20 protein-coding genes and 1 pseudogene are annotated in these 20,820 nt (G+C 56.4%); 15 read left to right on the top strand and 6 right to left on the bottom strand.

The features are described from left to right. The first annotated feature begins 13 nt into the window (after positions 1–13). The 5 genes from ald (at position 14) to GS611_RS13930 (ending at position 4,744) form a co-directional block, all read left to right on the top strand. Entirely contained in the window at positions 14–1,123 is a 1,110-nt protein-coding gene (gene ald, locus GS611_RS13950; RefSeq protein WP_171636599.1) for an alanine dehydrogenase, read from the top strand. Between the two features lie 103 nt (positions 1,124–1,226). Then, on the top strand, positions 1,227–2,216 hold the full coding sequence (dctP, locus tag GS611_RS13945) for a TRAP transporter substrate-binding protein DctP (RefSeq protein ID WP_171636643.1): 990 nt from the start codon (positions 1,227–1,229) through the stop codon (positions 2,214–2,216). Positions 2,217–2,255: 39 nt separating this feature from the next. Continuing rightward, entirely contained in the window at positions 2,256–2,903 is a 648-nt protein-coding gene (locus tag GS611_RS13940) for a TRAP transporter small permease (RefSeq protein ID WP_245218091.1), read from the top strand. Further along, positions 2,900–4,192: a TRAP transporter large permease gene (locus GS611_RS13935; RefSeq protein ID WP_171636597.1), complete on the top strand. Its 1,293-nt coding sequence runs from the start codon at positions 2,900–2,902 to the stop codon at positions 4,190–4,192. The genes GS611_RS13940 and GS611_RS13935 overlap by 4 nt, the downstream gene beginning before the upstream one ends. A 141-nt stretch (positions 4,193–4,333) precedes the next feature. Then, entirely contained in the window at positions 4,334–4,744 is a 411-nt protein-coding gene (locus GS611_RS13930) for a universal stress protein (RefSeq protein WP_171636594.1), read from the top strand. Between the two features lie 83 nt (positions 4,745–4,827). Here the strand turns inward: GS611_RS13930 and GS611_RS13925 are convergent. Further along, a pseudogene (locus tag GS611_RS13925) lies at positions 4,828–4,929 on the bottom strand (IS5/IS1182 family transposase); the annotation flags it as partial. Positions 4,930–5,057: 128 nt separating this feature from the next. Here GS611_RS13925 and GS611_RS13920 point away from each other — a divergent pair. Next, a complete protein-coding gene (locus tag GS611_RS13920; protein ID WP_171636592.1) occupies positions 5,058–5,741 on the top strand; it encodes an IS6 family transposase in 684 nt (227 codons plus the stop codon). A gap of 585 nt (positions 5,742–6,326) precedes the next feature. Here the strand turns inward: GS611_RS13920 and GS611_RS13915 are convergent. Beyond that, positions 6,327–7,436, bottom strand: a complete 1,110-nt coding sequence (locus GS611_RS13915; protein ID WP_171636590.1) for a ParB N-terminal domain-containing protein — start codon at positions 7,434–7,436, stop codon at positions 6,327–6,329. After that, positions 7,433–8,740 (bottom strand): AAA family ATPase, encoded by a 1,308-nt coding sequence (locus tag GS611_RS13910; RefSeq protein ID WP_171118234.1) that lies wholly within the window; start codon positions 8,738–8,740, stop codon positions 7,433–7,435. Before GS611_RS13910 ends, GS611_RS13915 begins: the two co-directional genes overlap by 4 nt. Positions 8,741–9,436: 696 nt before the next feature. Between GS611_RS13910 and GS611_RS13905 the strand changes: the two genes are divergently transcribed. From GS611_RS13905 to GS611_RS13895, 3 genes are all read left to right on the top strand, one after another. After that, positions 9,437–9,907: a DnaA N-terminal domain-containing protein gene (locus GS611_RS13905; RefSeq protein ID WP_253285052.1), complete on the top strand. Its 471-nt coding sequence runs from the start codon at positions 9,437–9,439 to the stop codon at positions 9,905–9,907. Between the two features lie 40 nt (positions 9,908–9,947). Then, positions 9,948–11,087 (top strand): aminotransferase class I/II-fold pyridoxal phosphate-dependent enzyme, encoded by a 1,140-nt coding sequence (locus GS611_RS13900; RefSeq protein ID WP_171636586.1) that lies wholly within the window; start codon positions 9,948–9,950, stop codon positions 11,085–11,087. A 78-nt stretch (positions 11,088–11,165) separates the two neighbouring features. Then, positions 11,166–11,774, top strand: coding sequence for a helix-turn-helix domain-containing protein (locus tag GS611_RS13895; RefSeq protein ID WP_171636584.1), 609 nt, complete (start codon positions 11,166–11,168; stop codon positions 11,772–11,774). A gap of 54 nt (positions 11,775–11,828) precedes the next feature. On the opposite strand, the gene GS611_RS13890 is transcribed toward GS611_RS13895, so the two are convergent. Continuing rightward, positions 11,829–12,599: a transporter substrate-binding domain-containing protein gene (locus GS611_RS13890; protein ID WP_171636582.1), complete on the bottom strand. Its 771-nt coding sequence runs from the start codon at positions 12,597–12,599 to the stop codon at positions 11,829–11,831. A 122-nt stretch (positions 12,600–12,721) separates the two neighbouring features. On the opposite strand from GS611_RS13890, the gene GS611_RS13885 reads away from it, so the two are divergent. Genes GS611_RS13885 through GS611_RS13870 form a run of 4 tightly spaced genes read left to right on the top strand, consistent with a single transcriptional unit; the run spans position 12,722 to position 15,632 of the window. Further along, entirely contained in the window at positions 12,722–13,462 is a 741-nt protein-coding gene (locus tag GS611_RS13885) for an amino acid ABC transporter ATP-binding protein (protein ID WP_171614720.1), read from the top strand. A 9-nt stretch (positions 13,463–13,471) separates the two neighbouring features. Next, the gene (locus tag GS611_RS13880; RefSeq protein ID WP_171118222.1) at positions 13,472–14,230 is read left to right on the top strand and encodes an amino acid ABC transporter permease; all 759 of its coding nucleotides are present in this window, start codon (positions 13,472–13,474) and stop codon (positions 14,228–14,230) included. Between the two features lie 11 nt (positions 14,231–14,241). Continuing rightward, positions 14,242–14,577 carry a carboxymuconolactone decarboxylase family protein gene (locus GS611_RS13875; protein WP_171636580.1) on the top strand — a complete coding sequence of 112 codons (336 nt, stop codon included), beginning with the start codon at positions 14,242–14,244 and terminating at the stop codon, positions 14,575–14,577. Between the two features lie 5 nt (positions 14,578–14,582). Beyond that, a complete protein-coding gene (locus GS611_RS13870) occupies positions 14,583–15,632 on the top strand; it encodes an aromatic ring-hydroxylating dioxygenase subunit alpha (protein WP_171636578.1) in 1,050 nt (349 codons plus the stop codon). Between the two features lie 3 nt (positions 15,633–15,635). On the opposite strand, the gene GS611_RS13865 is transcribed toward GS611_RS13870, so the two are convergent. Continuing rightward, positions 15,636–16,739, bottom strand: coding sequence for a hypothetical protein (locus GS611_RS13865; RefSeq protein WP_171636576.1), 1,104 nt, complete (start codon positions 16,737–16,739; stop codon positions 15,636–15,638). Between the two features lie 152 nt (positions 16,740–16,891). Here GS611_RS13865 and GS611_RS13860 point away from each other — a divergent pair, with 152 nt between their 5' ends. Beyond that, positions 16,892–17,473 carry a carboxymuconolactone decarboxylase family protein gene (locus tag GS611_RS13860; protein ID WP_171636574.1) on the top strand — a complete coding sequence of 194 codons (582 nt, stop codon included), beginning with the start codon at positions 16,892–16,894 and terminating at the stop codon, positions 17,471–17,473. A 51-nt stretch (positions 17,474–17,524) separates the two neighbouring features. On the opposite strand, the gene GS611_RS13855 is transcribed toward GS611_RS13860, so the two are convergent. Further along, positions 17,525–18,457, bottom strand: coding sequence for a hydrogen peroxide-inducible genes activator (locus GS611_RS13855; protein WP_171636572.1), 933 nt, complete (start codon positions 18,455–18,457; stop codon positions 17,525–17,527). Positions 18,458–18,564: 107 nt separating this feature from the next. Here GS611_RS13855 and katG point away from each other — a divergent pair, with 107 nt between their 5' ends. Continuing rightward, entirely contained in the window at positions 18,565–20,745 is a 2,181-nt protein-coding gene (gene katG, locus GS611_RS13850) for a catalase/peroxidase HPI (protein WP_171636570.1), read from the top strand. Positions 20,746–20,820: the final 75 nt, after the last annotated feature.

Raw genomic sequence — 20,820 nt, 5'->3', positions numbered from 1 at the left:
AGGAGTGAAGAAAATGTTCATTGGTGTTCCCAAGGAAATCAAGAACCATGAATATCGGGTTGGCCTGACCCCCGAAAGCGTCGCGGAACTGGTTTCTCATGGTCACAACGTCATCGTGGAAACCAATGCCGGCATCGGCATCGGCGCGGATGATGATGCGTACCGGGCCGCGGGCGCAGAGATCGCCGAAACCGCAGCCGATATCTTTGCCAATGCAGAGATGATCGTGAAGGTGAAGGAACCTCAGGCTGTGGAACGCGCCATGCTGCGCGAAGGTCAAATCCTATACACCTATTTGCATCTGGCCCCCGACCCGGAACAGACCAAAGATCTGGTCAACTCGGGCGCTGTCTGCATCGCTTACGAGACAGTCACCGACGATAATGGCGGTCTGCCCCTGCTGAAACCGATGAGCCAGGTTGCCGGTCGCATGTCGATCCAGGCCGGTGCCAGCGCTTTGGAGAAAGCAAAGGGCGGTCTGGGCGTATTGCTGGGCGGCGTGCCCGGCGTGAAGCCCGGCAAAGTTGTGGTCATCGGTGGCGGTGTTGTTGGGTTCAATGCGGCTCAGATGGCTGTTGGCTTGCATGCGGACGTGACTATTCTAGACCGCAATCCGGCAGTTCTTGAGAAGTTGGAGAACCATTTCGAGGCGTCCGCCAAGGTTGTCTATTCGACCAAGGCTGCGCTGGAGGAAGAAGTCACCAATGCCGATCTGGTTGTGGGCGCGGTTCTGATCCCGGGTGCCGCTGCACCCAAGCTGGTCACGCGCGAGCTGATCTCAAAAATGAAACCCGGTGCGGTCGTCGTGGACGTGGCGATCGATCAGGGCGGCTGCTTTGAAACGTCCAAAGCCACCACTCACGCAGAGCCCACGTATGTTGTCGACGATGTTGTTCACTACTGCGTCGCCAACATGCCGGGCGCAGTCGCCCGAACGTCGACCTATGCACTGAATAACGTCACGCTGCCGCATGCTCTGGCCATTGCCAACAATGGGTGGAAGCAAGCACTCGCAGACAATCGTCACCTTATGAACGGCCTGAACGTGGCCCACGGGAAGGTGACATACAAAGCTGTGGCCGATGATCTTGGATATGAGTTCATCGCCCCGGAACTTTGCTGAATTGAAGCAAAGAAACGTCCCGCCGCGCGCAATGCGGCGGGAGACCCACCACTGAGGAGGAAACCTAATGATTACGAAGATTAACCGCCGCGCCCTTGGCGCGATGGGTGCCGCGGCTTTGCTTGCTGCAACCACAATCTCAACAGAAGCCGCAGCAGAAGACATGACTCTGCGCTTTGCCGGTGTGTTCCCGATTGACCATCAGGGCACGAAAATGATGGAGCAGGTCGCAGCGGATGTCGCGGCAGCAGACGTCGGCTTGAAGATCGAAGTATTCCCGGCAAACCAACTGGGTTCGGGTGAGGCGCTGTTCGAAGATGTTGCGCGCGGTAATATCGACCTGGCATCGGCGTTCATCTATGCCGATACCGATCCGCGTTTGGAATTCCTATCAATGCCGTTCCTGCTGGGCGGCTGGGATGACATGGAAAGCACGCTTTTGAACATGGATTCCGAGTTCAACACCATCCTGCAAGAGATCACCGACGAATACGGTGTTCGCGTGATGGCACAGAATCCGGAGGGGTTCATCGGTATCGTTGCTTCGCAAGAGCCCGACAACTGGAATACCTTTGACGACAAAGGCATGAACATTCGTGTCTGGTCGTCCAGCGTCGTGAAGTCGATGGTCGAAGAACTGGGTTACCAGGCGACCACCATGGCATGGGGCGACATTTTCCCCGCACTTCAGGCCGGCATTGTCGATGGGGCCATCTGCTGCACCAAGACTGCGACCTACTCGATCTTCGCAAAGTCGGATGTTGGCACTCACTTTGTCGAATACAACTCGATCTCAGAGCTGACAACTTTCTATGCGTCGCAGCGGACGCTCGACAAGTTGAACGACGAACAGCGTGCCGCGCTGCAGGCCGCGATGACCAAGGCGTCCGAAGACTTCTTTGCCTACAACCGTGAGAATGACGAGGTGTTCGGCCAGAAACTACTCGACAAAGGCTACACCATCCTGCGCCTGAGCGACGAAGAACAAGCTGCGATGGCCGCTCATGTCCAGGAAACGGTCTGGCCCGCGATGGCACAAAACGTCGGTCAGGACATCATCGACCGCCTGCTGGCAGCAAAGGAACAGCAATAAACACTGAAAAGAAGGGCCAGCAGATCAGCTGGCCCTTCTTTGGTCTTTGGCGCAACAAAGGGAGGGAGAAAGATGTCTAGTTCTGAAGCTGAACGTCCGTTGGTCGTCGAAAGTGCAGAAAAGAAGAGCTCGCAAAAAATCACTGACGAGTTGCCGGTTATTATAGGATATCCGCTGAAAGCAGTGGCCTTTGTCATGAGGCAGATCGTTATGTTTGCCGGTTTCCTGATGGCTTTCACATTTGGGGCAGTTGTTGTCATCCGCTATGGATTTGGCGGTGATCTGTTTGCCTACGAAGAGTGGCTTTTGGGCATTAGCATCATCGGGTTTTTTGCAGGCGCAGTGCTGGCCTCTGCCCGCAACCTGCATATCAACGCGGATATTCTGGGCATTGTAATCCAAAACCCCCGGTTGATCTGGTGGCGCGGCTTTGTCGTCCTGACAGTCGAGGTGCTGGTGATCCTGTTTCTCATGTATGCGTGCTACGTTTCGCTGCTTGATGACTTCTCATTCCCGCGGTTGCGCGCAACCCCGGTGCTGCGCATTCCATTTGTGACCTGGCGGATCGCAATCATGATTGCCTTTGGCCTCATGGCAACGTTCACGGCGGCATACTTGTACGTACACATCCGCAAGGGGCTCGGGCTTCCCCTGAGATCAGAAATGCAAAAAGGAGAAACCCAATGATCATCGGAGGAAGTCTCCTTATTGTCTGCTTTATGCTGCTGTTGGGCGTTAGCGTTTACGTGGCATTCGGATCGGTCTTGATTTTCATCGCAATTGTTGGAGATCAATCCATCACCGGCTACCTGCCGACCGGCTCTACAGGCATCCGTTCATTGGTGCTTTTGGCGATCCCGCTCTTCATGATCGCTGGTGGCATCATGGAAAAAGGCAAAATTGCCGCCCCTCTTGTCTCATTGGCTGAAATGTTCATTGGCCATATCAAAGGGGGATTGAGCGCGGCAGGAGTACTGGCCTGCGGTGTGTTCGGCTCTATCTCCGGCAGTGCGAACGCAACGCTGACCTGTATTGGCGGCATCATGATGCCCCACCTTAAAAAGGCCAACTATCCGGGTGGGCAATCTGCGGCTTTGATCGTAGCGGCCAGCCCCTTAGGTCTGTTGATCCCACCGAGTTCGTCGCACATCCTTTATGGCTGGGTCGCACAGCAGCATGTACTAAAGTGCTTCTTGTCCACGGTCATTCCGGCGATCATCCTGATCACGCTATTGATAATCGTTAATCAGTTCATGCTGCGGAAGTATGACGACATTAACCTGACGGAACGTCCTAAACCGTTTCTGCCGACATTCGGAGTTCAGGCGCGCCTGGCCGGACCTGCGCTTATGATGCCTCTGATCATTCTGGGCGGAATCTATGGCGGTATCATGACACCGACCGAAGCCGCCGGTATCGCAGTGGTCTACTCGATCCCAATCGCGATCTACTTCTATCGTGGCCTGACCTGGAAAACTCTGGCCCAGACCATCCAGAATTCCGGTGTTACGATTGGTGTGGTCATGGTCATGATCTTCATGGTTCTGATCGTGTCGGACAACCTGATCTCGCAGGGTGCCCCTCAGTTGGCCAAAGATCTGGTCTATTCCGTTTCGGATAATCCGGTCGTCATCCTTCTGATGATCAACGTCGTGATGATCCTGATCGGGATGCTGATGGACGATATCTCGGGTTTGCTGCTGGCGACACCGATCTTGCTGCCCATCGCGCAGAGCACTGGAATGGATCCGATCCATTTTGCGGCTGTGATTGGCGTGAACCTGGGTATGGCGAACATCACCCCTCCAACTGCGCCGCTGCTTTACCTTGGAGCTCAGGTCTGTGATGAGCCGGTTTCGCGCATGCTGTGGCCGACTTTGATCTTCATTGTCTTTGCATGGCTTCCGACGCTGATGCTGACGACTTTTGTACCAGAGTTGGCTCTCTTCCTGCCTGATCTCCTGCTCAGCCGGTAGTGGCAAGAAAGCGCAAAAGCCCAAGACGAAATAGCACGCACCCCAACCTTTCGGCTGGGGTGCCTGAGCGCCCTCCTAAAGATGAAGTGGGAGAGGCCAGTTCGCAGAAGAAAACTGAAAACCAAAATACGGAGGTTTAAAATGTACAAAAATATTCTAGTCGCGCTGTCGCTGGAGCATGGCATCAGTAAACACGCGCTTGCGGCGGCACATGCCCTTGTATCCGAAGGTGGAAAAATCACTGCCGCGCATATCCATGAGCCCCCAAACAGACAGATAATGTACTATATGGATGAAGGGATTGCAGAAAAATCTCTCCAGAAAGCAAAGGCGCGCTTGGCCGAGCGCCTAACAAGTGAGACCGACGTGTCGTCTATCCTGCTCGAGAGCCAATCGGCAGGTCGCGCAATCACCGAATACGCCAACAAACATGGCATCGACTGTATCGTCCTCGCTTCACATAAACCTGGGATGAAAGAGTTCTTTTTGGGTTCCACGGCTGCTCTCGTTGTTCGCCATGCTCAGTGTTCGGTGCATGTACTACGTCTGTGACGCTGGCACCCACAATATTTAGCAACTTTGCCCTGAGAAATCTGCGGTGATAAGCACGTCTCAATGCGACCTGGGGTCAGGATTCATAACCAATAGATGACGGTTGCTGCAAGTGCGATTGCGGAGAGGAAGACTTTGGGACAGCGATCATAACGTGTCGCTACGCGCCTCCAGTCCTTGAGCCTATTGGGCCTCCATAGAAGTGCGCGCAAACCATGCCGCTCAGCAGGATGGTTCTGTCGCAAACTTTGTTCCCACCTGTCAGGTCAAGCTTAGTTTTGGTAGCGCATGCTCTAAATGACAGGAGCAGACTGTGACAATCTCATTCAAAGGCGCACATTTTCCGAAAGAAATGATCTTGTACGCGGTTTTCTTCTACCTACGCTACGGTGTTTCATACCGGGATCTGGAAGAAATCATGGCGGAACGCGGCGTTGAACTCGATCACGCGACCTTGAACCGCTGGGTGAGCCGATATGCCGGTCTTGTCGCTGATGCTTCGCGGCACAAAAAGCGTCCTGCCGACCGTTCATGGCGCATGGATGAGACCTATGTGAAGGTGAAGGGTGAGTGGGTTTATCTCTATCGCGCCATCGACAAACACGGCAAGACCCTTGAATTCATGCTATCCAAGCGCCGAAATAAAGCGGCTGCGACCAAGTTCTTCGCTCGTGCGCTTGAGGTAAACGGATTACCACGGAAAATTGTCATCGACAAAAGCGGTGCAAACACAGCTGGCATCAAAGCAATAAACAAGATGCTGAAAGGCTTTGGTTGCCTGGTACCGATTGAGATGGTGAGGCGGAAGTATCTCAACAACATCATTGAACAAGACCATCGCTTCATAAAACGTCGGATCAGGCCAATGCTGGGTTTCAAGTCTTTCTCTTCAGCTGCATCTGCCCTAGCTGGTATCGAAATGGTTAACATGATCCGCAAAGGTCAATTCACGCCCGAACTCCGTCCGTTTCAGCAGTTTGCTCAACTGGCAGGATAATCAACCTGCCTACGCCATCTCCTCAGCCTTCAAAGGAATTTGCGACAGAACCATGCTCGGGTCAACAACTTGGCAATACCCAAGAAACCGTTTCCCAAAAATTATCGTGTCGCAATCCCCATACCTGCTTTACGCGCAAAAACAGACTATTTTGATCGTTACTTTCGTCATGCCATCAAATTTCAATAAAACCTGATAAGTATCGCTTATCAGATGTGATTGATTTCCCGCCGATTTGCGCGCAGAGTGGCCGCCATGAAGCCCGTGTTCTCGCGTCACATATTGCAAATTGCAATCTCGAGCCAGAATCGAGGCTCCTACCGTGACCTGAACGTACGAACCCGGACAAGACGCCGTGATGTTAGGCCCCGACAGCACTCCGCGAAACCGACTGTTCCAGAACCAACGTTAATGGCTGACTCCACATGCCTCGACCTCAAGCCCCTGCCCCGCCGGTTTCAGGTCACAGCTTCAAGGCAAGAAGACATATGACAGGAATCCACTGCTGAGAACGCCCTGGCTTTTGCGACAAGACAAAGGCGCCGGATTCGACCGGCGCCTTTTCTCAGACCTTCAAACCAAACCTTACCCGTGGGTAAGATCGTCTTCCTCGGGAAGAGCATCGATGAAAGCAGCTATTGCCGCCTCAAGTTTGCTGCGATCAACACGCGTAAAGTCCAAATCGTATCTCAACTCAATTCGACCACTGGATGCCGAGCACTTGGCGATCCCTGCCCGCCCTGATACCTGAAACGTGGTCTTTGCACGTCGTGGTTTATCGGCGCTTTCAACCGGGGCCTTCTTCGCCACGCTTGTTTCCGGCGCGCCCAGAAATGACCTGAGGATAGCAACCTCCCGCGCTCCGTCACGGTCCGGCTCGCTCATGACCGCGGCACTCACCTGGCGCACCAAACCGGGCGTTGCATCCAGTTTGCGCTTCAGCTCTACGCCTACGTTGCGCGGAATGTCGTTCGGATGTTTCAGAACCTTGTCCAACATCATCAGCAAACTGGCAAATGACCTAATGTAACTCCGCTTTGTGTAACTGGCGGATTTGAACAGCGTGGACACCGCCTTGTCTACATCCGGGCAATCATTTGCCGGGTCCTCGGCATACGCGCGTGCCAAAGCACCCATTTCCGCAAACGAGATATCCTTGCGGATCAGGTTCTCATCCACCATGCGCCGGTAGCTGCTGTCGAGATCGCCCGCCTCTGAAATTCCCGCTGGAATTCCGGCATAGGACTCATCGCCCGTTTCTTCATATAACGCCCGATAGGCAGACAGGCGCCGCATCCCCTGGATCAGTTCAAATCGTCCATCTGAGCGTCGCTCAAGTCGGATGGGGTTGGACAATCCAATTTCCTGAATTGACGCTTTTAGCTCGTCCAGTTCCGGATCCGGCCCTGGTTTGCGATCCCGCGTCAGCTTTTCAAACAGAATGTCATCCAGTGCTACGCGTTCGGTCACAAGACCTTCGGAACGCAGGCGCACAAGTTCATGCGCAAGACGATCGTTTTCTGCGCGAATGGTTTCTTCCGTCGATTGCTGGTCGCGCAGCGCATCGGCATTTTCCGAAATGGCCGCAGCCATCGGGCCCCGCCGCTTTTCAAGAACCTTGTCCGGAACCTTGCCGACAGGAATGTCATCCATTGCAGGCAGGTCGATATCAAACATTCTGCGCTTGCGGCTCATGCGTCATCCTCCAGCTTGTCCCAGGCAGACAGCATCACTCCCCGGAATTCTTCGTAAACATTGTCGAATGTCGAGCGGGCCCGACGCCAGGTTTCACGGGTCATCTCTCGGTAATCCATCTCGTAAACCGAGCTCAGAAAACGGCCGGATTGTTCGACCGCGCGGGTCATTTCAACAGGGTGCTGGGCGACGTGGTCTCCGAAAACCTTCTGAAACGCGTCGAACATCGCCAGATGCAACGCGTTTCCGGGCTCGTACCGTGTAAGCAGGAACCGCAGCTCGCAGAAGGTTTTGGGAAGACCAATCTTACCCGTGGGTAAGGTTTTGTCGAACCCGTAGGCCAGGTCCTCCAAAGCTTCTGCCAGCTGACCTATAAAGGACGTGGTCGAGTCGTATTCCCAGTATCCCGGTCCGGACGGGATGTACAACATGTCTGCCGCGAACACCGCGTTCATGGACTGATACCCAATGGCCGGCGGGCAATCGAACAGAATCAGGTCATAGGCGTCGTCGGGAATTTGATCCAGATACCGGGACACTGCGGCAAAGAAAGACCATTCAGGGTTCAAGTGGCGATACTGTGCCGAGGCAAATTCGACGAAGGCTGCGTTCGCACAGGAAGGGATCGCATCGATGGTGGACCAAGACGTCCGTCTGATGAAATCGCTGATCCGCAGATCTCCAAGCCCCATATCGGTGATCGCCGGGGGCAATTCCCGGCGGGGCAGGGCGGTGCCGGACTCGGCCGCGGCAGGCCGGTTGTTCATGCGCTCGGTCTCGCGGATCAGGTCACGCGCCATGATCCCCCAGACAGTGTAATCCTCGGCGACATCGGTCAGGCCCATTGAATGGCTCAGCGTGGCCTGCGGGTCGAAGTCAACGACAAGAACACGGTACCCATCAAGCGCGGCGGCATGCGCAAGATGCAATGCCACCGTTGACTTGCCCGCCCCGCCCTTGAAGTTCGCCACGGCTGCACGAATAGCCCGCTTGCCCTCGGGACGCGGCGGCATGAGGGACTTGCGGTTCACCTTGAGCCGCCGCCGCAACTCATTCACCTCTTCCAGGCTGAACCAGCGCTGCCGCCCCTCGGGCTCAACCTCGCCTCCGGGCAGAGACGGATCAGCGGCCAGCTTTCCGCGAAAGGTTGACTGGTTGACCCGGAAGATCAGCTCGGACACTTCCCAGCTCGAAAACCGGCGGAGTGTCTTCTCCATCTCCGGGCTAAAGGTCTGCTGACGAATCCACCCCTGGAGTTTGAGAGATTGATTGCGCAATGCATTCAGGTCTTCGTGCGTGTACATGCCTCATGTCTCTTTGTTTGGAACGTAAATTTATGTTCGTTTCTTATTTACGCCCGATTTGCGCTTTACGCAAAAGAAAATATGATGAAACTCAAATCTTACCCGTGGGTAAGAAAACAAGGCCCTGCAAGGCCATCGCCGATTCGGCAGTGCAGAAGAAGAAGGGTGACGATTCGCAACACGTCCTCAACCGTATTTAGGGGGGTATTCTTCCAGGACCGGCGACATATAGGGGGACATAACAGGCAAATAAGGGGTCATACAGAATGTCCCCCATCACCAATACTTCACCAGATTTCTTTTATTTTTTGATCTGGATTGGCGCAATTTTCTGACCTGTTTCAGACTCTTCTTGACAGAATCGAAGCTTTGGACGCTAATTAGGCCAAGATGACGAAAAGCGTTGGCAAACAGCGCAAGAACGGCGGGACACACCCGTCTGAGGCAGACAGAGCGGTGAGAACGGGTATGCAGCTGGCTAAACCGGTCGGGCGAAATGCGGCGGCCTTAAAATACGATATACTTTCTGCGCTCACCATATATGCGTTGTCAGGCGACAAGCATCGGCAACGCAGCGTACTTCGTATCATCGCATTGATCACGACACGATATAACTGGCGAAACAACGAAGTATCGATTGGGCGCGAAGAAATTTCGCGCCTTTGGTCAGTGAATGAAAGGACTGTAAAGCGCGAAATGGCCAGATTTCGCGCATTAGGTTGGGTAACGGTCAAACGGCCTGCTGCACGGGGTCGGGTCGCGGTCTATGAAATCGACCTCAAACAGATCATGATCGATACACAGGAGGTCTGGCCGATCATAGGTTCCGATTTCCAGGCCCGGATGACCGCGGATTCTGAGCCCGTTACAAATGTCGTGCCTTTCGCGGCAAAACCCCAGGGGCCAGAAATCGACACCCCCGAAGCCAAGCCCGAGGATGTCTGGTCGCAGGTGCAGTCAATCCTTCACGGGCGCGATCCCGAGTTGTGGGCAAGTTGGTTCCAGCATCTGTCCGAGTCGGAAAGGGCAGGGGGGCGCGTCATTTTGGTTGCCCCCTCGCGGTTCATGGCTGATTACATTGCACAGAAGTGGACGGCACGTTTGCTGGCCGCCTATAGCCGCGTCGATCCCAGTATCAGAACGGTTCATGTAAACGCAGCCGATTGAGGCTGTCAGGTGCGCAGCACGGCCCAGCAAAGGATGCATCATGATCAACCGAAATTTTCAACCATTTAGGGTCGAACAGTTCCTGTCCGAGACGGAACACGGGGTGGTCTTCAATTTCTCGGAAAGCGGCGTTCATCCCATGTCGTTGCAGGGATTGGTAGAACTGGCCGGGATTGATCTCGGCGCGCTGCTGAAGACGATGATCGACTATCCGCAAGTCAATGGAAAGCAATCCCTGCGCGACACCGTCGCAGGCTTGTATCCGGGGGCCTCGGCAGATGGGGTATTGGTCACGGTCGGCGCAACCGAAGCGAACACTCTGGTGGCCAACACCTTGTTGGAGCCCGGCGACAATGTTGTGTGTTTCCGACCGACCTATGAACAGATTTCAGGAAACGCCGCCAATCTAGGCAACGAAGTGCGTTGGGTAGATCTGATCGAATCCGAAGAGTGGGCCATAGACGCAGAGGCGCTTGAGCGGGCGGTCGATGACAGGACCCGCATCATCCATGTGGTGAACCCGAACAATCCAACGGGCCGTATTCTGACCGAAGCGGATCGCGCCCGTATCGTATCGGCTGCCGAGCGCGTTGGCGCCTGGATCGTTTCAGACGAGGTTTATGCCGGAACCGAGCGGGAAGGTGACACAGAAACCCCTTCGTTCTGGGGAAGTACGGACAGGGTTCTTGTGGTGAATTCCATGTCCAAGGCCTATGGGCTTCCGGGGCTGAGGCTGGGATGGCTGGTTGGGCCCGAAGACATCATTCAGCACTGTTGGCGGCGGCACGAATATGCCTCGATCGCGGCATCCATGTTGTCGATGGAGCTGGCGGACAAGGCGCTTGCCGAACCGGCACGGTCAAAGTTGAAGGCCCGCGCGCGCTGTCTGATCCGCACGGGGTTCGACGTTCTGACGGAAGAACTGGCGCGGCATCAGGGGGTGTTTTCCGTTGTACCACCTCAGGCGTCGGCCATGTCGTTCGTGCGGTTCAATCTACCGATCGCATCCGAGGCGTTCAGCATGCGCCTGTTGCGCGAAAAAGATGTGCTGGTCATTCCGGGGTCACGGTTCGGGGTCGAGAACCATTTTCGGTTCAGCTCGGCCCTGCCCGAAGATCATCTGCGCAACGGGTTGGCAAAGTTGAATGATCTTACAGGAGACATCCTGAACGGACGCTGAGAGTTTGCCGCCGAACTGGTGCGAGTGGTTCGGTGACATTTCTTTTGCCTTTTTCATACGTGTCGATAGGCTTCGCAAATGGAAGATTCACCTGTGCTTTCCGCCGAAAAACCGCCGCTGGATCACCTGGTCGGGGCCGCAGTGAAAACGCATCGCGCGCTGGCCGGATTGACTCTGGCCGAACTGTCTCAGCGGTCCGGCGTGTCCACGGCGATGATTTCCAAGATCGAGCGCGGTCAGGTGTCAGCCTCACTGGCGACACTTGAGGCCTTGGCCGGCGGAATCGGCGTTCCGCTGATCAACTTCTTTGCCGGCACGGTCGAACGCACGGATGTGTCATTTGTGGCTGCGGGTGAAGGTGTAACCGTGCAACGGTTGGGCACCGGTTTCGGGCACAGTTATAAGCTGATCGGTCGGGCGGAAGCGAAACATGTCAGTTTCGAGAGTTTCAGCGTTACATTGGAAGGTCCGCTGGACGAACGCCCGCTTTACCAACATCAGGGTGTCGAATTCATCCACGTCACCGCCGGCGAGATGGTCTATGGCTGCGGTGAAGCCGCTTATCACATGCGGCCGGGCGACAGTCTGAGTTTTGATTCAAACGCCACTCATGGGCCGTTGGAGTTGAAAACTGACACGGTCAGCTTTGTCACCGTGGTCGCCAAGGCCGTGTCGGGCGACAACTGAAAAACGCCCGGCGACCGGGCCGGGCGTTTGGGAATCAAGGTGATCCGAGAAGAGTCAGAGACCCCATTTCTTGCGGTTTTCCTCGAAGAACCCTTGCGCCTTTTTGACTTCGATCCAGTTGTTTACATAGTTGATCCACACCTGATCGGCCTGTGGCAGGATCATCGCGATGGGTGACGGCGAACGCGGGCCTGCGTTCTTCACGCGTACCACCGGAAATTTCGCCTCGAGGGTCGAACCTTCGATGTTCGACGTAATGAAGACATCCGCGCGTCCTGCGATTACTTCCTGAAAACCGCGGGCCGGGGCCTCGACCACCTTGATTTCTGCGTTCGGGAACCATTCGCGGACGCGCTTTTCGAACGTTGTGCCCAGGGTGGTCGCGACTTTTACTCCGGGCTGGTTGATCGAGTCATAACCGTCGAATTGGTCGGCCTTGTCCTTGGTCGTATAGGGGAAGAGTTCCACCGAAATATAGCTGTCGGAAAAGCCCGCGACCTTCATGCGCGGTGGCGAAATCGATGCCGATCCGGTCAGGTGATACTTGCCTGCCACCACACCGTTGACCAGTGTTTTCCAGTCGGTGGGGACATATTCGACCTCGACCCCCAGATCGGCGGCCAACTCGTTCATGATGTCGATGTCGTACCCTTTGTAGCTGTTGGTTGCAGGGTCGCGGAGCGACATGGGATTCCAATCGCCCGTGGTGCCCACCTTGAGCACGCCGGAATCCAGCACCTCGTTCAGTGCAGATTGCGCCTGCGCAGCGCCTGACAAGACAAGTCCAAGCGCAGCGGCTGCCGCAGCTTTCCAAAATGTGTTCATCGGTTTCTCCCGTTGGTGGCATTTCTACCTTGTGGCCGTATTCTTCATTGATTTAAGCCCAAAGGGAAAGATAACCTCAAGAAAATATTATACTGGGACTAAAAACAGGGGCAGTTCATCTTATGCCAGACGCCGCAATCGAACTTGTGGGCGTGAACAAGTGGTTCGACACGTTTCACGTTCTCAAGGACATCAATCTGACGGTCAACAGCGGCGAAAAGGTGGTGATTTGCGGGCCTTCCGGGTCAGGAAAATCCACCGTTGTGCGATGTATCAACCAGTTGGAAAAACATCAGAAAGGAACCATCCGCGTAGACGGGATCGAGTTGACGGATGACGAGAAATCCGTGGCCAGGATCCGGTCCGAGGTTGGAATGGTGTTCCAGCAGTTCAACCTGTTCCCGCATCTGACCGTTTTGGAAAACCTGACTTTGGGCCCGATCAAGGCGCGCGGTCTCGGCCGCAAAGAGGCAGAGGAAAAAGCACGTCACTATCTGGACCGGGTGCACATTCCCGATCAGGCCGACAAAAAGCCCATTCAGTTGTCGGGTGGTCAGCAGCAACGCGTCGCCATCGCCCGGTCGCTGTGCATGGAGCCGCGTGTGCTGCTGTTTGACGAGCCGACCTCGGCACTGGACCCCGAGATGATCTCGGAAGTGTTGGACGTGATGGTCGAGTTGGCCAATGAGGGGATGACCATGGTGGTTGTCACGCATGAGATGGGGTTTGCCCGAAAGGTGGCCGACAAGATGATCTTCATGGATGCCGGTGAAATCGTCGAAGAAGGCAACCCCGAACATTTCTTCACCAATCCTCAGTCCGATCGGTGTCGCAAATTCCTGTCCCAGATCCTGCAACACTGAGAGCGGCCGATGAAAAAACTTCTTCTCATATTGCCTCTGCTTCTGCTGGCAGGCTGTTCGTCGTCACAGACCTGGGGCTGGTACGTTATCGATCCGACCACGGCCTCGGGGTGGACCAATGTGAAATTCCTGATCTCGGGGATGGGCGCGACGATCCAGATTTCCCTGATCGCCGCCGTTCTGTCGATCGTCATCGGATTGCTGGTCGCCCTGCCGGGATTGTCCGAAAAACGTGGCTGGCGGGTTGTGAACCGGGTTTACGTGGAGTTCATCCGCGCCATTCCCCTGTTGCCGATGCTGTTCTGGGTGTTTTACGGCTTGCCCATCGTGTTTCAGTCGATGGGTCTGAACATCCCCATCGATCCCTTTTGGGGGGCAATCATAACGCTGGCGATTTCAGACAGCGCCTTTACGGCCGAGATCTATCGCGCAGGTATTCAATCCATTGCGCGTGGACAACGCGAGGCGGCGCAGACCATCGGGCTGAACTATGTGCAGACCATGCGCTATGTGATCCTGCCGCAGGCGATCCGGCGCATTCTGCCGCCTTTGGCAAACCAGTTCATCTACATCGTCAAGATGAGCGCCTTTGCCAGCGTCATCGGGATGCAGGAACTGACCCGCCGTGCGAATGAACTGGTGGTGACGGAATACCGCCCGCTGGAAATCTATACCCTGCTGATTTTTGAATACCTGATCCTGGTTTTGATCATCTCAGCCGGGGTGCGCTGGCTGGAGCGTCGCATGGGCGCGGACGAGCGCGGATAAGGAGTGAAGAAATGAACTGGAAAGATTTCATGGCCGAGACCGAGGCCAATATCGGAACCTTCTCGAAAGAAGTGCCGGAAACCGTGCGCGGCTTTGGCATCATGGGCAAGGCGGCCAAGACTGACGGGGCGCTGAGCGAGAAAACCAAAGAGTTCATGGCGCTCGGCATTGCGATCGCGACCCGCTGCGACAGCTGCATCGGATTCCACGTGCGTTCGCTGGTTCGGCTGGGCGCCACCCGCGAAGAAATGTGCGAGGCGTTGGCCATGGCCACCTATATGGGCGGGGGGCCGTCCTATGCCTACAGCGCCAAGGCGCTCAAGGCTTTTGATGAGTTTTCGGAGTAAGAAACATGCGTCCTGATCTGGCCGGAGCAGAGGGGTTTATTCGCAACAGCTGGTACGTCGCCGGACGGTCCGAGGATTTTGGCCGCAGCCTGAGCGCCGTGCGAATGCTGGGCGATGAGATCGTAATCTATCGTGACACAGCGGGCAAAGCGATCGCGTTGGAGGATGCTTGCCCGCATAGAAAGCTGCCGCTGTCTCGGGGCACCATCGAAGGGGATCATGTGGTTTGCGGCTATCACGGTCTGACATTCGGCTGCGGCGGTGAATGTGTCAGCGCCCCGACACAGCTGGACAATCCTCCGCGCCGCGCCGCCGTGCATGCATACCCGGCCGAAGACCGCTGGGGATTTCTTTGGCTCTGGATGGGGGATTCGGACAAAGCCAGCACAGACGATATCATCGACATCCCTAATTTCGACAGCCCGTCTTGGGGCAAGACCCGGACCGGTGCGATGGAGATGGCGTGCCACTACCTTTACATTATCGATAACCTGCTGGATCCAAGCCATGTGGCCTGGGTGCATCTGACCTCGTTTGCCGGGGCGGGAACCGACAACCGCCCGCTGGATCTTGAAGAAACCGAAAGCGGCGTCATTGTTTCGCGCTGGATCGCGGATGAACCCGCGCCGCCCTACTATGCGCCGATACTGCCGTTCGGGCCAAGCTGCGACCGCAAGCAGCATTACGAATGCCGTCTGCCGTCCACTGCGATCAACATGTCCATTTACACTCCGGCCGGAGAAGGAGGGGCGGATCGGCCGATGTCGCCCAATGCCTTTGTCAATATTTCGTACAACTTCATCACACCGGTCGATGCGGAAACATCGCGGTATTTCTGGTTCCAGCACCGCAACATGCACGCGGATGACACAGCCATGTCGCAGCGCATGTTCGAAGGCGCGGTCATGGCTTTCAACGAGGACAAAGAGGTTCTGGAACACGTTCAAACCGGCATGGCGCGGCGCAAGACCGGCTATATCAACCTCGGGCTGGACGCAGGCGCGATGCGGTTTCGCGCACGGGTTGCAAAGCTGATCGCGCAGCAGGCCGGCTGATCATCAGGCCGACAAGCGCCCGTTCGCGCCCTGGCCCACGTGTCGGGCCGGGGCGTCGAACACCGCTTTGATGCAGGGATACCGGTCGAGAATTTCAGCCCCACCGGGCAACAGATCGGCCCGGAGAACACCGGCATCCCAGATCGCAACGCCATCCACCCGGATCGTCGGGTCCAGAACGTTCAGCGAAATCTCACCCGGCGCGTAATGCCCGCATGTGTGAAAGTGCAGCAGACGCGGATTGCCAAAGGCCGACCCGCTCCAACGTTCAAAATTGCTTCGGGCCGGGGTCTTGTAGGCGCAGCCCGGGTGGATGCCTGCGTGCCAGGAATGCATGGTCAGGGGGTCAAGGTCGAACATCTTGCCGACTTTTTCGTAATGCATCTGCGCGCAATGCACATCCATGGGATGGCCCTCAAAGCCGGTCAGGCGGTTGTTTTCGAACCGTATGGTCAGCGGTTCGCGCAGATCACAGCCGTATGGTTCGTAGAATTTCGAACCGGTGCCGACCAGAAACCCGTCCTGAACCAGCACTCCGGAAAACCCCTGCACGGGAACCGGGGCAAAGACCGACATCGGAAAACGCGCCACGCTGACATCCGCGGCACCTGCTGGGGGGAAGGCGGCGCCGGGGCCAGCGAAGTCGGTGCCCAATGGGCAGGTTACGTGGATGTGCCCGGCACTGGCCAGCAGCCGGTTGACCGCGTTTTTCAGTTCAACGAACCCGGTGTAGTTGGCGCGCCCAAAACCCGAGGCCAGCATTCCGGCGTCCAGCGCATATGACATGATGGGTCGAACGTCCCTCATTCCCGCGTCGAAACGAATCTGATCGCCGGTGCGGGACAGAAACAAGGTGCGATCCGCCGTTTCCATCGCCGTTTTCAGATCCGCTGGCAGCGATGAACCCATGGGATCAAATGCAAGGGTTCGAACTGCGATCTTGATCCGGTTTTCCCGGGCGCAGTCCACGATAGCCTCGGTGATCTCGGCATCGTAATACCCGTTGGCCGCATCTTCGCAGACCACAAGCAACTGGTCGCCCGCCGTCAGGCCACCGCATCTGAACAACAGGTTTTCGGCACCCGCCATAAGCTCTGGACTGTGCATTCGCGTCGATCCTCAACAAATCCCTCGCGCTGATATTTTACATCTTTCACGTTTCTGTGATCCAGAAAAATTTCACCTTAAGAAAAAAATTAACTGACATGCCTGTGGGCTTTGTACATAAGCTGAGCCCGAACAGGACAGGAGACACAGCAATGAGCGCTTGGATCGAGATGATCTCGGACGACAAGGCCAACGGCCGCCTGAAAGAGCTGCTGGACAAGGCCCGCACCCCTCATGGCACCGTGGACACAGTTATGCGTGTGCATTCATTGCGGCCCGAAACGATGAACGGGCATGTGACGCTGTACCGTTCGGTCCTGCATTCCGATGACAACCGGTTGCCATTCTGGTTTCTCGAGGTTGTCGCCAGCTATACCTCGATCCTGAACGATTGCACCTATTCACTGACCCATCACTTCATGAACGTGCGCAACCTGCTGAAGGACCAGCCGCGCAGCGACCGGATTTTCGTCGCGCTCAAGGCGCATCGGCCCGAGGATGAATTCGAGGGCAAGGAACTGGCGCTGCTGCGCTATGCCGCCAAGCTGACGACGGATGTTGGCAAAATGGTCAAGTCCGACTTCGAAGCGCTCAAGATTGCAGGCTGTGAGGATGGCGAGATCCTGGAGGTCAATCAGGTCTGCGCCTATTTCAACTATTCAAACCGGTTGCTGAACGGGTTGGGTGCAACGACCGAGAATGATGTGATCGGCTATTACAAAGGTGACGACTGACGGGTTGCGCCGGGTCTGGCCTTCGTGCCGAGGAACATCGTTTCGGGCGGGTCAGCCTGTTGTTTCAGGCTGAGGCGGTTTCACGCCCCACGTGTTTTCTTCGGCTGTTTTGCGGATGATCGCGCCGATCTTCAACAGGTTTTCGCTAAGCGGGTTGGTCTTTCGCCAGATCAGACCAATCGTCCGCGTCGGCGGCGTGTCCTGAAACCGGGCAATGGACACATCCGCGGATCGGGTTTCCAGCCCGACCGCCATTTCCGGTATCAGGGTCACACCGATGCCGGCGCCGACCATCTGAACCAGTGTGGAAAGCGAACTGCCCTCCATGATGTGCTGCGGTTCGATATTGCGGATCGAACAGAAGGACAGGGCCTGATCCCTGAAGCAATGCCCTTCTTCCAGCAACAGCAGGCGCATGGTTCTGAGCTGCGAGGAACTTGGCATTGGCAGGTTGGCATCCTGCGCCGGGCGAACCAGCAGAAAATCTTCGTTGAACAGCGAGAACTCTCGGAGTTTGGGTTCCGAGACGGGCAGGGCAACGACACCGAAATCCAGTTTGGAATCCAGAATTTCGCCGATCAACGTCTTGGTTATCGTTTCCTTGGGTTCGATGGTCAGTTGTGGGAAACGCTGCGACAGAGCTTTGATGATCGAGGGCAGCAGATAGGGCGCGACCGTGGGAATGACCCCGATTCTGATGCGGCCGGACAGGGCGCCTGAGGGAGATTGCACCAATTTCCCCAAATCCTCGACCCGGGTCAGGATTTCGCGGCCATGTTTCAGCACGTCTTCGCCAAGTGCTGTCAGGCGGGTTTGCCGGGCCGCGCGTTCGACGAGCGGCCCCCCCATGATTGCCTCCAGCTCTTTGATTTGTATGGAAAGCGCGGGCTGCGATATTGCACTGGCCGCTGCGGCCTTGCCAAAGTGGCCGTGCGTGGCGAGCGCCTCGAAATAGCGCAGATGTTTGAGGGTGAGTGCCTTCATATGAAAAATTAATCACAACGATAGTAATTACAAATTTCCAATTATCGAAGCCGTGGGGTACGAGTCAAGATATCTGAACCCCTAGGTAAATACTCAGGAGATTTACAATGGACGGTACCCCCCACAATCATCAATCCGGCGGCTGCCCTGTCATGCATGGCGGCAATACTGGTACGGGCAATTCCGTCACCAAGTGGTGGCCGGATGCGCTGAACCTGGACATTCTGAGCCAGCACGACACGCGCACCAACCCGATGGATGCGGATTACAATCACCGAGAAGCGGTCAAGGGGCTGGACTTCAAGGCGGTTCGTGCCGATGTCGAGGCGTTGCTGACCGACAGCCAGGACTGGTGGCCGGCTGACTGGGGTCACTATGGCGGGCTGATGATCCGTCTGGCGTGGCACTCGGCCGGGTCTTACCGTCTGGGGGATGGTCGAGGTGGCGCCGGTTCGGGCAACATCCGGTTCGCGCCGCTGAATTCATGGCCGGACAATGCAAGCCTGGACAAAGCCCGCCGTCTGCTGTGGCCGGTGAAAAAGAAATACGGCAACGCGCTGTCCTGGGCCGATCTGATCGTTCTGTCGGGCACGGTGGCCTATGAATCCATGGGATTGAAGACCTTTGGTTTCGGTTTTGGTCGCGAAGACATCTGGGGCCCCGAGAAAGATGTTTACTGGGGTTCTGAAAACCAGTGGCTGGCCCCGTCCGAGAATCGCTATGGCGATCTGGAAACCCCCGGCACGCTGGAAAACCCTCTGGGTGCGGTGCATATGGGCCTGATCTATGTGAACCCCGAAGGCGTGAACGGCAATCCGGATCCGGCCAAAACCGCGCTGCATATCCGTGAAACCTTTGCGCGTATGGCGATGAATGACGAAGAGACCGCAGCATTGACCTGCGGGGGTCATACCGTCGGCAAAGCCCATGGTGCGATGCCCGGTGACAATATCGGCGCCGAGCCCGAAGCCTGCCCCGTGTCCAGCCAGGGTATGGGATGGGAAAACCCTGATCAGAACGGTAAAGCGGCCAATGCCTTTACCTCGGGGATCGAAGGGGCGTGGACGAAAGAGCCGTTGAAATTTGACATGGGCTATTTCGATTACCTGTTCGGTTACGAGTGGGAACTGGGAAAATCACCCGCAGGTGCCCATCAGTGGCAGCCCGTCGACATGCCCGAAGACGAAAAGCCGGTCGACCCGACCGACCCCACTGTTCGTCGCATGCCGATGATGACCGATGCGGATATGGCGATGAAGGTCGACCCGACCTACAACGCGATCTGTCAGAAATTCATGGCGGATCCGGACTATTTTGCCGATACATTTGCACGTGCCTGGTTCAAGTTGACTCACCGCGACATGGGTCCGCGCGTCAACTATTATGGCCCGGACGTGCCGTCGGAAGATCTGATCTGGCAGGATCCGATCCCGGCTGGTTCGACAGATTACGACATAGATGCCGTCAAGGCCAAGATCGCAGACAGCGGTCTGACCATCGCCGAGATGATCACCACCGCCTGGGACAGTGCCCGAACCTTCCGCGGTTCGGACAAGCGTGGCGGCGCAAATGGGGCGCGCATCCGACTGGCGCCGCAAAAGGACTGGGCGGGCAACGAACCCGAACGTCTGGCGAAAGTGCTGGGTGTGCTGGAGCCGATCGCGGCGGAAACCGGCGCCTCGGTTGCCGACGTGATCGTTCTGGCGGGCAACGTCGGGCTTGAGCGGGCGATCAAGGCCGCAGGCTTTGACGTGGCGGTTCCGTTCTCGGCCGGTCGCGGCGACGCGTCGATCGAGCAGACCGATGTGGACAGCTTCTCGGTACTTGAGCCGCTGGCGGACGGGTTCCGCAACTGGCAGCTGAAGGAATACGCGGTCTCGCCAGAGGCGATGATGCTGGATCGCGCGCAACTGCTGGGTCTGACCGCGGCCGAGTTGACCGTTCTGGTCGGTGGTCTGCGTGTGCTGGGTGCCAACCATGGCGGATCGCCGCATGGCGTCTTCACCGACCGGTTGGGCCAACTGACAAACGACTTTTTCGTCAACCTGACGGATATGTCGCTGAGCTGGCATCCGGTTGACGGAGGCACCTTTGAACTGCGCGACCGCGCCTCGGGTGAGGTCAAGTTCACCGCAACCAGCGCAGATCTGGTCTTCGGTTCGAACTCGATCCTGCGCAGCTATGCTGAGGTCTACGCCCAGGACGACAATGCCGAGAAGTTCGTGCGCGACTTTGTGGCGGCATGGACCAAGATCATGAACAACGACCGGTTCGATTTGGTTGCCTGAATCATGTAATAAATCAGGCGGGGACACCCTCGCCTGATTTTCTTTTCAGGGGGTGCATCCGCTGATCCCCGCTTT

The sequence above is a fragment of the Ruegeria sp. HKCCD6119 genome (assembly GCF_013110585.1).
GTDB lineage: Bacteria > Pseudomonadota > Alphaproteobacteria > Rhodobacterales > Rhodobacteraceae > Ruegeria.
The sequence above is the reverse complement of the archived record's forward strand: the minus strand, read 5'-3'. Positions and strand labels throughout refer to the sequence as shown.